The organism is Cryobacterium sp. N19 (genome assembly GCF_002929595.1).
GTDB lineage: Bacteria > Actinomycetota > Actinomycetes > Actinomycetales > Microbacteriaceae > Cryobacterium > Cryobacterium flavum.
The window spans coordinates 272381-287604 of the sequence record NZ_PJJR01000054.1; the positions used below are offsets into that span (position 1 = coordinate 272381).

General features: G+C 65.7%; 16 protein-coding genes. 13 read left to right on the top strand and 3 right to left on the bottom strand.

All coding sequences use genetic code 11. The annotated features are described in order from the left end of the window. Nucleotides 1-135: 135 nt before the first annotated feature. From CXY78_RS21295 to hemW, 4 genes are all read left to right on the top strand, one after another. Nucleotides 136-300 (top strand): hypothetical protein, encoded by a 165-nt coding sequence (locus CXY78_RS21295; RefSeq protein ID WP_199182643.1) that lies wholly within the window; start codon nucleotides 136-138, stop codon nucleotides 298-300. Between the two features lie 183 nt (nucleotides 301-483). Beyond that, nucleotides 484-2334, top strand: a complete 1851-nt coding sequence (lepA, locus tag CXY78_RS19410; protein WP_092339801.1) for a translation elongation factor 4 — start codon at nucleotides 484-486, stop codon at nucleotides 2332-2334. Between the two features lie 5 nt (nucleotides 2335-2339). Then, nucleotides 2340-2990, top strand: a complete 651-nt coding sequence (locus tag CXY78_RS19415) for a DUF1990 family protein (RefSeq protein WP_092339802.1) — start codon at nucleotides 2340-2342, stop codon at nucleotides 2988-2990. Nucleotides 2991-3010: 20 nt separating this feature from the next. After that, a complete protein-coding gene (gene hemW, locus CXY78_RS19420) occupies nucleotides 3011-4234 on the top strand; it encodes a radical SAM family heme chaperone HemW (protein WP_104090756.1) in 1224 nt (407 codons plus the stop codon). Between the two features lie 22 nt (nucleotides 4235-4256). Here hemW and CXY78_RS19425 read toward each other — a convergent pair whose 3' ends face one another. Together CXY78_RS19425 and CXY78_RS19430 are read right to left on the bottom strand one after the other, a co-directional pair. Further along, entirely contained in the window at nucleotides 4257-4643 is a 387-nt protein-coding gene (locus tag CXY78_RS19425) for a DUF4870 domain-containing protein (RefSeq protein ID WP_233197512.1), read from the bottom strand. 91 nt (nucleotides 4644-4734) lie between these two features. Next, nucleotides 4735-5217: a DUF4870 domain-containing protein gene (locus tag CXY78_RS19430; RefSeq protein ID WP_092339804.1), complete on the bottom strand. Its 483-nt coding sequence runs from the start codon at nucleotides 5215-5217 to the stop codon at nucleotides 4735-4737. Between the two features lie 239 nt (nucleotides 5218-5456). Here CXY78_RS19430 and hrcA point away from each other — a divergent pair, with 239 nt between their 5' ends. The 8 genes from hrcA to era all read left to right on the top strand — a co-directional run bounded on the left by hrcA (nucleotide 5457) and on the right by era (nucleotide 12551). Beyond that, nucleotides 5457-6476, top strand: coding sequence for a heat-inducible transcriptional repressor HrcA (gene hrcA / locus CXY78_RS19435; RefSeq protein ID WP_092339805.1), 1020 nt, complete (start codon nucleotides 5457-5459; stop codon nucleotides 6474-6476). A gap of 66 nt (nucleotides 6477-6542) precedes the next feature. After that, nucleotides 6543-7649, top strand: a complete 1107-nt coding sequence (dnaJ, locus tag CXY78_RS19440; RefSeq protein ID WP_092339806.1) for a molecular chaperone DnaJ — start codon at nucleotides 6543-6545, stop codon at nucleotides 7647-7649. A 1-nt stretch (nucleotide 7650) separates the two neighbouring features. Next, on the top strand, nucleotides 7651-8391 hold the full coding sequence (locus tag CXY78_RS19445; protein WP_104090758.1) for a 16S rRNA (uracil(1498)-N(3))-methyltransferase: 741 nt from the start codon (nucleotides 7651-7653) through the stop codon (nucleotides 8389-8391). Nucleotides 8392-8410: 19 nt separating this feature from the next. Further along, a complete protein-coding gene (locus tag CXY78_RS19450) occupies nucleotides 8411-8788 on the top strand; it encodes an HIT domain-containing protein (protein WP_092339808.1) in 378 nt (125 codons plus the stop codon). A 28-nt stretch (nucleotides 8789-8816) separates the two neighbouring features. Beyond that, the gene (locus tag CXY78_RS19455; RefSeq protein ID WP_104091027.1) at nucleotides 8817-9830 is read left to right on the top strand and encodes a PhoH family protein; all 1014 of its coding nucleotides are present in this window, start codon (nucleotides 8817-8819) and stop codon (nucleotides 9828-9830) included. Continuing rightward, on the top strand, nucleotides 9827-10291 hold the full coding sequence (gene ybeY / locus CXY78_RS19460; protein ID WP_092339809.1) for an rRNA maturation RNase YbeY: 465 nt from the start codon (nucleotides 9827-9829) through the stop codon (nucleotides 10289-10291). The genes CXY78_RS19455 and ybeY overlap by 4 nt, the downstream gene beginning before the upstream one ends. Further along, the gene (locus CXY78_RS19465) at nucleotides 10291-11637 is read left to right on the top strand and encodes a hemolysin family protein (protein WP_104090759.1); all 1347 of its coding nucleotides are present in this window, start codon (nucleotides 10291-10293) and stop codon (nucleotides 11635-11637) included. Before ybeY ends, CXY78_RS19465 begins: the two co-directional genes overlap by 1 nt. Beyond that, nucleotides 11634-12551 carry a GTPase Era gene (gene era / locus CXY78_RS19470; RefSeq protein WP_104090761.1) on the top strand — a complete coding sequence of 306 codons (918 nt, stop codon included), beginning with the start codon at nucleotides 11634-11636 and terminating at the stop codon, nucleotides 12549-12551. Before CXY78_RS19465 ends, era begins: the two co-directional genes overlap by 4 nt. A 17-nt stretch (nucleotides 12552-12568) precedes the next feature. Here era and CXY78_RS19475 read toward each other — a convergent pair whose 3' ends face one another. Further along, nucleotides 12569-14584, bottom strand: coding sequence for an HNH endonuclease signature motif containing protein (locus tag CXY78_RS19475; protein WP_104090762.1), 2016 nt, complete (start codon nucleotides 14582-14584; stop codon nucleotides 12569-12571). Nucleotides 14585-14889: 305 nt separating this feature from the next. Between CXY78_RS19475 and CXY78_RS19480 the strand changes: the two genes are divergently transcribed. Then, a complete protein-coding gene (locus CXY78_RS19480; protein ID WP_104090764.1) occupies nucleotides 14890-15159 on the top strand; it encodes a hypothetical protein in 270 nt (89 codons plus the stop codon). Nucleotides 15160-15224 lie beyond the last annotated feature (65 nt).

The window sequence follows — 15224 nt, forward strand, 5'->3', positions numbered from 1 at the left end:
CTCGATCGTCATGTCGGTGTCACTATCAAATGATCAGAAGGGAAACCACCCTGCAGTGTTCATTGCTCGTCCTGAGCCAGGAAGCCGGCGACGCCCAGGTTGACGAAGCGGCCATGGAATGGGGTCGCAAGGCCTTTGACGCCTACGCGAAGTCACTCGATGCCCGACCTCGACGCCGCCATCGGCTGGGCGCGGCAGTGTCCGGCGGCCCTCTACGGCGCCGTCGAGATTCGCCCGTCGGCGGTCATCTTCCGGGATGGACAATGGCAGACCCCGGGCAGCGAAACGGCCCAGGCCTGACCAGCAGAACGGAGGCCGGGGCGCGGGCCGAGCAGGTGGCCCGCGCCCCGGCGAGCATCAGCTTGCGGTCGGTGACGGCCGGGTGGACGAACGGGCCGGTGTCAGTCGTTCCGGTAGATCTCCGATCGGTGACCGAGCGCAGAGACGGTACAACCGCTCCGAGCATGGGACAATGGACGAACTATGTCACCGAGAGCCCTTCACGCGCTGGAACCGGCCGCCACGGCCCCCGAGTTCATCCGCAACTTCTGCATCATCGCCCACATCGACCATGGCAAGTCGACGCTCGCCGACCGCATGCTGCAGATCACCGGCGTCGTCGACGAGCGTTCCATGCGGGCCCAGTACCTGGACCGCATGGATATCGAACGTGAACGCGGCATCACCATCAAGAGCCAGGCCGTGCGCATGCCGTGGGAGCTGGACGGCGTTACCTACGCGCTGAACATGATCGACACCCCCGGTCACGTCGACTTCACCTACGAGGTCTCCCGCAGTCTCGCCGCCTGCGAGGGCGCCATTCTGCTGGTTGACGCGGCCCAGGGCATCGAAGCCCAAACCCTCGCCAACCTTTACCTCGCCCTCGAGAACGACCTCACGATCATTCCCGTGCTCAACAAGATCGATCTGCCGGCCGCCGACCCCGAGAAGTACGCCCGCGAACTCGCGAGCCTCATCGGCGGGCGCCCGGAAGACGTGTTGCGCGTCTCCGGTAAGACCGGCGCCGGCGTCGAGGAACTGCTCGACCTCGCCACCACCATGATTCCGGCGCCGAAAGGCAACCCGGATGCCGCCGCCCGCGCCATGATCTTCGACTCGGTCTACGACAGCTACCGCGGCGTCGTCACCTACGTGCGCATGATTGACGGGCACCTGAAGGCCCACGAAAAAATTCAGATGATGTCGACCAAGGCGACCCACGAGATCCTCGAGATCGGCGTCATCTCGCCGGAACCGGTGGAGAGCAAGGGCCTGCGCGTCGGCGAGGTCGGCTACCTGATCACCGGCGTGAAAGACGTGCGCCAGTCCAAGGTCGGCGACACCATCACGACCGCCGTGCGCCCCGCCACCGACGCCCTGCCCGGCTACGACGAACCTCAGCCCATGGTGTTCTCCGGCCTGTACCCGATCGACGGCAGTGACTACCCGGCGTTGCGCGAGGCCCTCGACAAGCTCAAGCTGTCTGACGCCAGTCTCGGGTACGAGCCGGAGACATCCGTTGCGCTCGGTTTCGGTTTTCGCTGCGGGTTTCTCGGACTGCTGCACCTGGAAATCATCACCGAGCGTCTCGAACGCGAATTCAACATCGACCTCATCACGACCGCGCCGAGCGTGCCCTACGAGGTCACCACCGACGACAAGCGCACCATCACGGTGACCAACCCGAGCGAATACCCCACCGGCAAGATCGCCAAGGTGCTCGAACCCATGGTGAAGGCGGCCATTCTCGCGCCGAAAGACTACGTCGGCGTCATCATGGAACTGTGTCAGAGTCGCCGCGGCACCCTGCTCGGCATGGAATACCTCGGCGAAGACCGGGTCGAGATTCGCTATTCGATGCCGCTCGGTGAGATCGTGTTCGACTTCTTCGACATGCTCAAGGGCCGCACCGCCGGCTACGCCTCGCTCGACTATGAGCCCTCCGGCGAGCAGGAAGCCGACCTGGTGAAGGTCGATATTCTGCTGCAGGGCGAGCAGGTCGACGCCTTCAGTGCCATCGTGCACCGCGACAAGGCCTACGCCTACGGAGCGCTCATGACCGGGCGCCTGCGCAAGCTTATTCCGCGCCAGCAGTTCGAGGTGCCCATCCAGGCCGCGATCGGTGCCCACATCATCGCCCGTGAAAGCATCTCGGCGATGCGCAAGGACGTGCTCGCCAAGTGCTACGGCGGTGACATCTCGCGCAAGCGCAAGCTGCTCGAGAAGCAGAAAGAGGGCAAGAAGCGCATGAAAATGGTCGGCCGGGTTGAAGTTCCCCAGGAAGCCTTCATCGCCGCTCTGAGCGGCGATATCGAGACCAAAGACAAGAAGTAGAGCGGATGCGCAGAACCACCTTCACCGACGCCGCCGTCAGCTACGCTGCCATCGGCGGCACGCTCGCGCCCGACCTGATGAGCTATCCGCCGAGAGGCTACCGCCCGATGGAGCAGAGCGTGAAGCTCGGCAGCTCCCAGGATCGGTTCGAGGCCGCCACCAAGTTGCTGATGACCTGGGGAATCCAGCGGGGCAGCGGCATGGAGGTGACCGACCTCGAAAACGGCACCGGCGTGCAGTACACGCCGGTGACCTTTGGGCCCGACGGCGCCCCGGCGGTCGGCCAGCAGCATCCGGTCAACGAAGCGACCTTTGCCGATGACGGCACCCCGTACATCGCCAACGGCATGACGGCGACGCTGAAAATGAAGGTGTGGCTGTTCCGCGTCACCGCGCCGGTCCGCGTCGTCTACGTGATCGACGAGGCGGCCCGCATCGGGTTCGCCTACGGCACCATGGCCGGTCACCCGGAAAGCGGCGAGGAATCCTTCATCGTCGAGCACCGGGAAGACGACTCGGTCTGGCTGACCATTCGCTCGTTCTCGCGGGCCAGCACCTGGTATTACCGGCTGGCCTGGCCGGTGCTGCGCTTTCAGCAGGCCAAATTCACCCGGCTCTACCTGCGGGCGTTGCACCCCGTTGGCGCCATCAAATAGAACGTACTGGAGCACCACCCATGGCCGGACCCCACCCCGTCGGCGATCCCGCACCCGACGATGGCCTCCTTCCAGCGTCGGCGGCCGTTGACGCCTTCGTGCGCGATTTCGGCGTGTACCTGCACGTGCCGTTCTGCCGAGTGCGCTGCGGCTACTGCGACTTCAACACCTACACCGCGACCGAACTGCGCGGCGTCAAGCAGAGCGACTACGCCAGCCAGGCCGTGCTCGAGGTCGAAGCGGCCGGGCGCATCCTGACCGCATCGGGCGTTCCCAAACGCTCCGTCGCCACCGTGTTCTTCGGCGGAGGTACGCCAACGCTGCTGCCGGTGACCGACCTCGCGAAGATGCTCAGTGCAGTGCGCGACCAGTGGGGCCTGGCCGCCGGGGCCGAAGTCACCACCGAGGCCAACCCCGACTCGGTCGACGCCGCCTACCTCGGTGCCCTCGCCGATGCCGGATTCACCAGGGTGTCCTTCGGCATGCAGTCGGCTGTGCCGCACGTGCTCGCGACACTCGAGCGCACCCACGATCCTGAGAGGGTTCCGCTCGTGGTCGAGTGGGCCCGGGCCGCCGGGCTCGATGTGAGCCTTGACCTCATCTACGGCACGCCGGGGGAGTCGCTGGCCGACTGGCGCGCCAGCCTCGAGCAGGCGCTCAGCCTGCACCCAGACCACCTGAGCGCGTATTCGCTCATCGTCGAAGACGGCACCAAGCTGGCTCGGCAGATTCGCAGCGGCGAGATCGCGCCGACCGACGACGACCAGCAGGCCGACTTCTACGAACTGGCCGACGAGCTTCTCGCCGCCGCCGGGTACGACTGGTACGAGGTCAGCAACTGGGCCACGAGCGACGCGCACCGCTCCCGCCACAACCTCGCCTACTGGACCGGCCAGGACTGGTGGGGCGTCGGCCCCGGCGCACACAGCCACGTCGGCGGGGTGCGCTGGTGGAACGTGAAGCATCCGGCCGCCTATTCCGAACGGATGCTCGGCGGCCTGTCCCCGGCCGCCGGCCGCGAGACGCTCGACGCGCCCACCCGCGAGCTCGAACGCATCCTGCTGCAGAGCCGCATCCGCACCGGAATTCCGGTGGCGTCGCTGTCTGCTGCGGGCCGGATCGAGGTGGCCAGCCTTATCGCCGACGAACTCATCAACGCGAAAGCGGCCCTCGCCGGGACCATCGAACTGACCCTGCGCGGACGGCTGCTGGCCGACGCCGTGGTGCGGCGGCTGAGCGACTAGAGCTGAGCGACTAAAGCGGGGCTTAGCTGACGAACTTGATCGTGAGTGGGTAGGTGTAACCCTGTCCACGGTTCGCGGCCAGCGCCGCCAGAATCATGAACACGACAGCCACGATCGCGAGCGGTATGTAAAGAATGCCGCCGATGCCGATCGTGACAATCGTGATCGGAACGAGTACCGCCACGTAAATCAAGAGGGAGATCTGAAAGTTCAGGGCGGTCGCGGTGTGCGCGCGGATGAACGGTCCGCGATCTCGCAGCATGAGGTAGCCGATGAGGGCCGGCACGAAACCCAGGGCTGCCGCGCTGAAGATAATCCCACCGACGTGGATCAGCGTCGCCCACAACTTCTCGTCCGCGGGGCTCATCGGGGTGGCGGGGGTGGACTGGTACGGATTCTGCTCAGACATGAGGGCCTCTCGCTGTACGGCCGGTCACTGGCACGGCGGTGCCAGTGACCTCCAGACTAATCGCCCCGCCGCCGGTCGGAGCCAGGAGGCGCTACTTGATTAGGCGCAGCGCGAACGGGTACCGGTAGTTCTTTCCGTCCTTGGCCTGTACAAATCCCATGATCGAGAAGATGACCCCGGCCAGCCAGACGATCCAGCCCAGGCCCGCGAGCAGCCCACCAATGCCGAACGTGACCAGGGCGAGGAACGTCGACACCACGGTGATCGCGACATAGGCGATCAGCAGGGTGATCTGAAAGTTCAGTGCCTCCTTCGCCTCGGTGTTGGTGAAGCGCCCTCGGTCCTTGAAGACCAGCCAAATGATCAGGGACGGAAGAAAACTCAGGATGCCGCCGAGGTGTGCCAGCGAAGCCCACTGGCGATCGTCGGCCTCCGAGAGCGGGGCCGCCACGACCGGCGTGGAATAGGGACTTGCACCGGGCTGGCTGTTCGGCGGTTGGCCATATTGCGGCTGGCCGACGTTGGGCTCACGGTAGTTGGAATCACCGGGAGGTTGTGCCTGTGGATCGCTCATGATCGTGCCTTTCGCTCAAAGAGGTGGGAGCGTATACCGGTAATTAAACGCTCACTTCGGGGTACTGGCAATGGGTGTACTCAGCCGGAACCCGGCCGGTCGCGATAGGATTAGCAGTCAGTGGATGCGAGTGCCAACGGCGTGCCGGCAAACCTGCGTTCCAGGGTGCCCAGGGCGCGCGAGGCGAGCGGCATACGCTGGGCCGAAGCTCTACCTCAAGAATCAGGAAGGCGGGTGCAATGGTTTCCGACCGTGGCCTCGATGTTCTGCGCGTGATCGTGCAGGACTACGTTGCCTCCCGTGAACCCGTCGGCTCCAAATCCATCGTGGACCGGCACTCCTTCGGCGTCTCCGCCGCCACCATTCGCAACGATATGGCCCTGCTCGAAGAAGAAGAGCTCATCGCGGCACCGCACACTTCCTCCGGTCGTATACCCACCGACAAGGGGTACCGCGTTTTCGTCGACCACCTCGCTGATCTGCGTCCACTCACCCCGGCACAGCGTCAGGCCATCGAAACGTTCCTCGGCCACTCCGCCGACCTCGACGAGGTGCTCGTGCGCAGTGTGCGGCTGCTCTCGCAGCTGACCCACCAGGTTGCGCTCGTGCAATACCCCTCTCTGTCGCGCGCCAAGGTTCGCCACATCGAGTTCGTACCGCTGACCGAAACCCGCATCCTGTCGGTACTGATCACCGATTCCGGTGGCGTCGAACAGCGCGTGATCGATCTGCCGCGCGCGCTCGACGAGCAGACACTCGGCGAGGTGCGTGCCCGTCTCAATGTTGCCGTGGTCGGGCTCGGCATGGCCGAGGCATCCGCTGCCCTCGCCGCCAGCGTCTGGCCGGGGTCACCAGCGTTGCAGCCGATCGTCGACCTCATCACGAGCACCCTCGCCGACCAAGTCGGTTCCAACCGGCAGGACAAGCTCGTCATGGCCGGTGCGGCCAACCTCGTTCGCACCGAAGAGGACTTCTCGGGCAGCATCTACCCGGTGCTCGAGGCCATCGAAGAGCAGGTGGTGCTGTTGCGCCTGTTCGGCGAGATGGAGACCGACCAGCACGGCGTGTCGGTGAGTATCGGCCGCGAGAACGCGGCCTTCGGGCTACCGGAGGCGAGCGTGCTGACCAGCGGCTATACGGCCAACGGCAACCTGGCCCGTCTGGGCGTGCTCGGGCCGACTCGCATGGACTATTCCAACAACATGGCGGCGGTGCGCGCCGTCGCCCGTTACCTGTCTCGCCTGCTCGGCGAGACCTAGAGCTCGGGCCGCCCGGCGGCCTCTTCATCATTTCGAACAACCATCACAACTCAAGGAGAGCCACCTTTGGCTGACCACTACGAAGCGCTGGGCGTTGACCGCGACGCGACCACCGATCAAATCAAGAAGGCGTACCGTCGCCTGGCCCGCGAACTGCACCCCGACGTGAACCCCGGCGCCGAGGCGTCGGAACGGTTCAAGAGCATCACGCACGCCTACGACGTGCTGAGTGACGCGAAACAGCGCCAGAAGTACGACCAGGGCGGCGGCCAGAACGGCGGCTTCGACGGGCAGAACTTCGGCAACTTCGGTGACATCTTTGAGACCTTCTTCGGTGGGGGAGGCGGCAGCAGCCGCGGCCCGCGCTCCCGCCGCGAACGCGGCCAGGATGCCCTCATTCGGGTCGAGCTCGACCTCGACGAGGTCATCTTCGGCACGCACCGCGACCTCGAGGTCGACACCGCGATCGTCTGCGACACCTGCAAGGGCTCGTGCTGCGCGCCCGGCACGTCACCGATCACCTGTGATATCTGCCACGGCACCGGGAGCATCCAGCGCGCAGTGCGCTCCCTGCTCGGTAACGTCATGACGTCGAGCCCGTGCGGATCCTGCCGCGGCTACGGCACCATCATCGCCACGCCGTGCATGACCTGTTCCGGCCAGGGCCGCGTGCGCGCCCGCCGCACGGTTCCGGTCGACATCCCGGCCGGCGTTGACACCGGCCTGCGCCTGCAGATGCCCGGGAGCGGTGAGGCCGGCCCGGCGGCCGGCCCGAACGGCGACCTCTACCTCGAGATGAAGGTGCGCCACCACGACGTGTTCAGCCGTGATGGCGACGACCTGATGTGCTCGCTCGACGTGCCAATGACCAGTGCCATTCTCGGCACGAGCGTCACAGTGAAGGCCCTCGACGGTGACATCGAGGTGGAGATTCGCCCCGGTTCGCAAAGCTCAGAGGTGCTCACTATCAAGGACCGCGGCATCACCAAGCTGCGCGGCAGCGGTCGTGGCGACCTCAAGATCGGCATCCACGTACTCACGCCGACCAAGCTCGACCACAAGGAACGCGACCTGATCGAACAGTTCGCCGCCCGGTATTCAGCCCCCGCACCCACCCTGAGCCAGTACCAGCAGGGTTTGTTCGCCAAGCTGCGCGACCGGTTCCTCGGCTAACGTGGCACATTTCTACCTGCAGGAAACGCTCCGGGCGGCGCAGTGTCGTTCGGGGCAGGTCGTTTCTGTTGACGGCGCCGAAGCACGGCACGCGGTCACGGTCAGCCGGGTTCGTCCAGGAGACCGGCTCCGCCTGGGTAATGGGGCCGGGTTGTTGCTCGAGGGAACGGTGCTGACGGCGGACGCCGCGGTGTTGACCCTGCGCGTCGACGAGGCGAGCGAGACGGCGGCGGCGACGCCGCGCATCCGCTTGGTGCAGGCCCTGGCCAAGGGTGACCGTGACGAACTGGCCATTCAGGCCGCCACCGAACTCGGCGTCGACGGCGTCATTCCCTGGGCCGCCGCGCGCTCCATCACCAAGTGGGAGGGCGCCAAAGTCGCCAAGGGCCACGACCGTTGGAGCACGATCGTGCGCGAGGCCAGCAAACAGTCGATTCGCGCCTGGCTGCCGAGCGTCGCGCCGCTCGCCAGCACCAAACAGCTGGCCCTGCTGGCCGTCACGACACGGATGCTGCTTCTCGACCCGACCGCGACCGGTCGCCTCACCGAGGTCGCCCCGCCCACCGACGACCGCGACATTCTGCTCGTCGTCGGCCCCGAGGGCGGAATTTCCCCGGCCGAACTGCTCCTGCTGGAGCAGGCCGGCGCCACCCAGGTGCGCCTTGGCGACACCGTGCTGCGCACGTCGACCGCCGGACCAGCCGCTCTCGCCATCCTCAACGCGACGCTCGGCCGCTGGTAGCGCCGCTTAAGATAGAGGCATGTCTTCTTCCGGTTCCCAGCCGTCCATTTTCAGCCGCATCATCGCGCGTGAGATTCCGGCGACGATTGTCGCCGAGACCGAGCACATCATCGCGTTCCTCGACATCGCCCCGAAAGCACCGGTGCACGTCGTCGTCACCACCAAAGACCCGCAGTACCAGAACGTGGTCGAGCTCGCCGCCGGAAACTCGGCCCTGCTCGCTGAACTCGTAGCCGTGGCCGAGCAGATCGCCGCGGAGCGCACCAACGGGCAGTTCCGTCTCGTCTTCAACACCGGTGCGGCCGCCGGCCAGACCGTCTTTCACGTGCACGCTCACGTCATGGGCAGCCCGGAACTGACCGACCATCTCGGGGAGGACTCGCTTGGCACACTCTGAATTGCGTTTCACCGTCGATGGCGTCGCCATGGTGCGCCTGCTCGGCCCTGAAGACCGCTTCCTGAGCACCATCGAGGCCGAGTACCCCAACGTTGACGTGCACGTGCGCGGCAACGACGTCACCCTGGGCGGCTCAGCCGATGATGTGGAAGCCGTGCGCCGCCTGATCGAGGAACTGCAACGTGCCCTTCGCGCCGGCCACGACCTCGGCGAAACCGAGGTCGCCACCTCGGCACGGATGCTTGCCGCCGACAGCTCCGTGAGCCCCTCCGCCCAGCTCGGTGCCCCCATCCTCACGGCGCGCAACAAGAGCATTCGGGCTAAATCGATCGGCCAGAAGGATTACGTCGACGCCATCGACGAGAACACCATCGTGTTCGGTATCGGCCCGGCCGGAACCGGCAAGACCTACCTCGCCATGGCGAAGGCGGTGCGCGCCCTGCAAAATAAGGAGGTCGAGCGCATCATTTTGACCCGGCCCGCCGTCGAGGCCGGCGAACGGCTCGGTTTTCTGCCCGGCACCCTGACCGACAAAATCGACCCCTACCTGCGGCCGCTCTACGACGCGCTCGGTGAGATGCTCGACCCCGAACTCATCCCGAAGCTGCTCGCCGCCGGAACCATCGAGGTCGCACCGCTCGCCTACATGCGCGGGCGTACCCTCAACGCAAGCTTCGTCGTGCTCGACGAAGCCCAGAACACAACGCCGGAGCAGATGAAGATGTTCCTGACCCGGCTCGGCTTCGGTTCGAAGATGGTCATCACCGGCGACGTCACCCAGATCGACCTGCCGGCCGGCACGAGCGGTCTCAAACTGGTCACCCGCGTTCTCGACGGGATCGACGACATCCACTTCGCCTATTTGAGCAGCGCCGACGTGGTGCGTCACTCGCTCGTCGGCCGCATTGTCGACGCCTACACCGAGTACGACGAGAAAAAGCAGGCCCTCCGCCAGGAGAGCGCCGAAGCGCGTGAATTTGTTAATCGCAGTCCCCAGCGCGCCAGCGCCGCCGGTCGCAACCCGAAACGGAGTTCCAGTTGAGCATCGAAATCAACAACGAGTCGGCCATCCCGGTCGATGAGGCGGCCATCCAGCGCCTCGCTGCCTTCGCGCTCGACACCATGCACGTGCACGCCGACGCCGAACTCGCCATCGTGCTCGTCGATGAGGGCGCGATGGAACAACTGCACGTGCAGTGGATGGACGAGCCCGGCCCCACCGACGTGCTGAGCTTTCCCATGGACGAACTTCGCCCCGGAACCGAGGAACAGGAGACCCCGCCGGGTCTGCTCGGCGATATCGTGCTCTGCCCGCAGGTCGCCAAGGAACAGGCGGAAACCGCCGGCCACAGCACCCTCGACGAGCTGCTGTTGCTGACCACCCACGGCGTGCTGCACCTGCTCGGCTTCGACCACGCCGAACCCGACGAAGAAAAGGAAATGTTCGGCATTCAACGCGACATTCTCATCGGCTTCGCCATGCAGGAACGACAACGCCACTGATGCTCCACGTGTGGTTTATTTATGCGGCGGTCATCCTGGTGGTGTTCGCCGGGCTCATGGCCGCCGTTGATGCCGCGATCACGACCCAGTCCCGGGCCGACATCGCGAGCCTGGTGGCGAATCATCGCGCCAAACGGTCGCTCCAGGCCATCGCCGACGACACCGGCGCGCACCTGAACGCGATCAACTTCATTCGGATCACCGCCGAGACCACCGCGGCCGTGCTGGTGACGCTGGTCTTTGCAACCACGATCGATGCCCTCTGGCTGGCACTTCTGCTGTCCGCGCTCATCATGACCTCGGTTTCGTTCGTGTTGGTCGGGGCGAGCCCGCGCAGCGTGGGCCGCGCGCATCCGGTTAATTTGCTGACCGCGACCGCACTGCTCGTGCACGTCGCCCGCGTGCTGCTCGGACCCGTAGCCAATGCCCTTGTCGCCCTCGGCAACCGGGTCACACCTGGGCGTACCAAACTGGCCACCTTCACCTCCGAAGACCAGCTGCTCAGCATGGTCGACGAGGCTACCGAGCTGGACGTGATCGAGGAAGATGACCGCGAGCTCATCCACTCCATCTTCGAATTCAGCGAGACGGTCGTGCGTGAGGTGATGATTCCGCGTACCGACATGATCACCATCGACTCCGACGCCACCATCGACGCGGCCATGGGCCTATTCCTGAGCAGCGGCACTTCGCGGGTGCCCGTGCTGGACGGCGAGGTCGACGACGTTGCCGGCATCCTGTACCTGCGTGACGTGGCACGGCTGGTGTTCGAGCGGCCGATCAACGCGCTGCAGCTCACCGTGGCCGACCTGGCCAGGCCGGCCGTGTTCGTGCCCGAGTCGAAGAAGGCCGACGACATGCTGCGACAGATGCAGCTGGAGTCCAACCACCTGGCCATGGTCGTCGACGAGTACGGCGGAATCGCCGGCCTGGTCACCCTCGAAGACCTGATCGAGGAGCTCGTCGGCGATATCTCCGACGAGTACGACCGTGACGTGGTCGAGGTCGAAGACCTCGGCGACGGCCATTTTCGGGTGAGCGCCCGACTGCCGGTCGACGAACTGGGTGAGCTGTTCGACCTGGAACTCGACGACGACGACGTCGACTCGGTGGGCGGCCTGCTGGCCAAAGCCCTCGGGCGATTGCCCGTGGCCGGCTCGGTCGCGTCGGTCAGTGGACTCAATCTCACCGCTGAACGCACCGAAGGCCGGCGCAGACGCATCAGCACCGTGCTGGTGGAACGCGATGAAGCTTTGATTGATGCGCAGACCGCATTCCTCACGGTACCGACTGCTAACACCAGCAGCACAAGCACAGCGTCTGATGATGAAGGAGAACGGTCATGACCGAAGCTACACCGGCACACCCTGCCGATTACCGAGCGGGATTCGTCTCGTTTGTGGGACGCCCCAACGTGGGTAAGTCCACCCTGACGAACGCGCTGGTGGGGGAGAAGGTCGCGATCACGTCGTCGAAGCCGCAGACCACCCGCCGGGCCATCCGCGGCATCGTGCACCAGAAGAACGGCCAGCTTATTCTGGTGGACACCCCCGGCATCCACCGCCCGCGCACCCTGCTCGGTGAGCGCCTCAACAGCCTCGTCACCGCCACCCTGGCCGGCGTCGACGTGATCGGCCTGTGCATCCCGGCCAACGAGCCGATCGGCCCGGGCGATAAGTTCATCAATGAACAACTGGATGCCTTCCCGCGGGCCAAAAAGGTCGCCATCGTCACAAAGATTGATGCGTCCTCCAAGACCAACGTCGCCAACCAGCTGCTCGCTGTTTCACAGTTGCGGGACTGGGAGGCGATCGTGCCGATCTCCTCGACCAGCCGGATCCAGCTGGATACCCTCGCCACCGAGCTGCTGCGTCTGCTGCCACACGCGGATGCCCCCCTCTACCCGGCCGACGCCGTCACCGACGAGACCCTCGAGTCCCGCATCTCTGAATTCATCCGCGAGGCCGCCCTCGAGGGCGTCACCGACGAGCTGCCGCACTCCATCGCCGTCACCATCGATGACATCATCGAGCGCGACGACCAGGAACTGGTCGAGATCTACGCCAACCTGTTCGTCGAGCGCGACAGCCAGAAGGGCATCATCATTGGCAAGTCGGGCAGCCGGCTCAAGGATGTCGGCACCCGCGCCCGCAAGCAGATCGAACCGCTCGTCGGCAAGCGTGTGTTTCTCTCGTTGCGGGTGAAGATCGCCAAGGAATGGCAGCGCGACCCGAAGCAGCTCGGCCGCCTCGGCTTCTAACAGCTCTTCGGTAGCCGTCAGTACCGCGCTGGTCGAGGCGCGAGGAACGAGTGATCGAGACCGCACCCACCCGCGTCATGCCCGGCTGGCAGCGGCACCAGTGGCAGGATGCCGGGCATCGGACACCGTGAAAGTTCAGTTTCGGTAGTCGTCGGGCGGGCGACCCGGTCTCGTGTCGTCTCCGTTTCGTTGGTCGAGTTGGGCGAGACTGCCATCCCGTGACGGGTGGCTGTCTGCGGTGTCTGCCCCGGGGGCGTCGGTAGAAGCTGGTCGAGCCGGAGGTGTTCGGCCATGAGTGGATTCTTGCTGGGTAGGGCGATCAGCGTTTGTTCGGGGTCGATTTCGATCGGGGGTTGTAGCCAGTACTGGTCGTTCTGGAGATGGATCGTCCAGTGTCGGTTGTGCAGCAGCATGTGATGGTGTGCACACAGTGAGATGGCAAAATTGATGTTGGAAGTCCCCTGATCAGACCACATTTTTATATGGTGAGCTTCTGTCCACGATGGTGGTTGGTCGCAGCCGGGCCAGCGGCATCCGCCGTCGCGCGCGGCGAGGGCTCGGCGTTGTTCACGGTTGAAGAGACGTTCGTCTCGTCCGACGTTGAGGGGTTGCCCGGACTGACTGAACAGGATTCCGAGGTAGCCGGTGTCGCAGAGGTGCCGGTCGATCGTCTCCGCGGACACCGGAGCGGGGTTGCCCTCGAGGTAGCCGAAGGCTGATGTGGCGCTTCGGCTCCCGGAAGTGCCGCTCTGCGTCGTGCCGCTTTCCGTGGTTTCAGCCGCAGGGGCCGGGCCAGCCGCAGGGGCCGGGCCAGTGCGGGCCGGGCCAGCTGTCGGGCCGGCTGCCGGGCCGGCTGCCGGGCCGGCTGCCGGTGCCGCCGTTGTGTCGGCTGCTGGGTCAGCAATGGTGGTGGGGCGGTCGGGTTCGGTGACGATGATCTGCACGACCGGGCGGCGTCCGCCAAACATGGTGTTCGGGTCGGCGTCGGCGCCGAGTTTGAGCAGTTGGGTGAAGGAATCCGCGGCGATTTGGTCGAGGGTGCGCGGGTCGTCCTTGACGCGCTGTGCCCAGGCGGCGCGTTCGGGGTCGACGAACCGCACGCCGCCGCGTCGCGGGCTGGTCAGGGCGTCGTAGGTTGCCATCCACATTTCGCCCTGCTCGGGTGCCAACAGGGCGTGCAGGGTCACCATGCCGTCGGCTCGCCGCCACAACGACCAGGTCGTGTCGTCGCGGGCCTGCTTTTCCCTGGCCTGGATGCCTGCGGCGTCGAGGTCGTCGCGCATACGCCGCGCCCGCTTGTAGGCCTGCTCGGTGTGCATGCCTGGTACCTCGACCAGCAACACTCGGAGAGCGGCGGCGAGTTTCTCGGCTGTGATGGCCTGATCCAGTGTGCCCAGACCTCGCAGCAGGGCGTCGCCGACGCCGGGCGAGAATGTGCCGGCGGTGACAGCGTGCAGAATCGGTGCCTGCCACGGCACCACCACCGGCTCAACCGGATCCACGGTTGCCATGGGTGGTACCGGGCGGGGCGCGGCCACGGGCAGTGGCGGCAAGTCGGGGTGCAGCGTCGCCCACGCCGCCGCGCGCTCCGCCTCTCGAACGGCGTCCAGCTCGGCGGCGCGCTCGGCGTCCGCGAGGGCGTCGGCGGTAGCCTGCGCGACCCGCTCGGCTTCCCGAGCGGCTTCTTCCGCCCGTCGTTCCGCGGTTTCGGTTTCGTTCATGAGGACGCCGACGGCCAGCAGTCGGCCGGCCTCCATACGGCTGAGTCCGGTGGCGTCTTGCACCATCAGCGTCGGGGTGCTAAACCCGTGCCGAGCGGCCAGGCCCGACTGGCCTAACTCCGGGCGGGACCGGTGCGCGATCGTGCCGGCCAGAAGGGCCGCCGCCGTGTTGCTCAGTCGCAGGAGGTCGGCGATCGGACCGCGAGCGGCGAGTACCTGCGCATCTGTCAGGGTGCTGAACTGAGCGCTGGAACTACCGAGCGCGGCGACGGCCGCTGCTGCCCGGGCGAGCTCCATCGCCATGATGTTCATGATTCAACTCAACACCCGACCACCGACATTCCCGAGGAAAAATCACGCCTATATGCCCGAAATCGACCGAATCCGGCAAAGAATACCCAAAGAAATGTTTTGAGAGCCGGCACGTCCCCGGCGAGGGCCGTGCTGGAAGCTCCCGCACCGGCCTGCTGCATGAAAGTAGGCACCCGAGATCGCTATTGCACGGTCGTCCGTGACACGTTGAGACGGCGGGCGACGTCCGGGTTGCAGTAGCCTGCGAGGGCGGGCACGATCGATCTGGGGGGATAAACGTGATGGCACGGAAGCCTTTCGGCGATATGTCGCCCGTCACGTATCGAAGCCCATTGCGCAAGATGCTCATGCTGCGTCAGCTGAGAAATCTGCTGCGCGCCGCCACGGCGACGATCCTGGTCGAGGCTATTGCAACAGCGGTGGCCGCCACGTTGGCGAGCGCTGTCGTCGGGCGAACCGTCGCGCAGAGCGAAGGCACGGACCCGGCCGTGGTCGTTTTGGTGTTGACCGTCATGGGCGCGGCTTCGGTGGTCTGGCTTGCTCGCCGCGCTGTGGCGACCGACGCAGCACCCTGATCGCGACTTCGTCGCAGCCGCGATCCTATCCACGCGTTGCTGACGGCTCTGCCGGCGACCAGGAG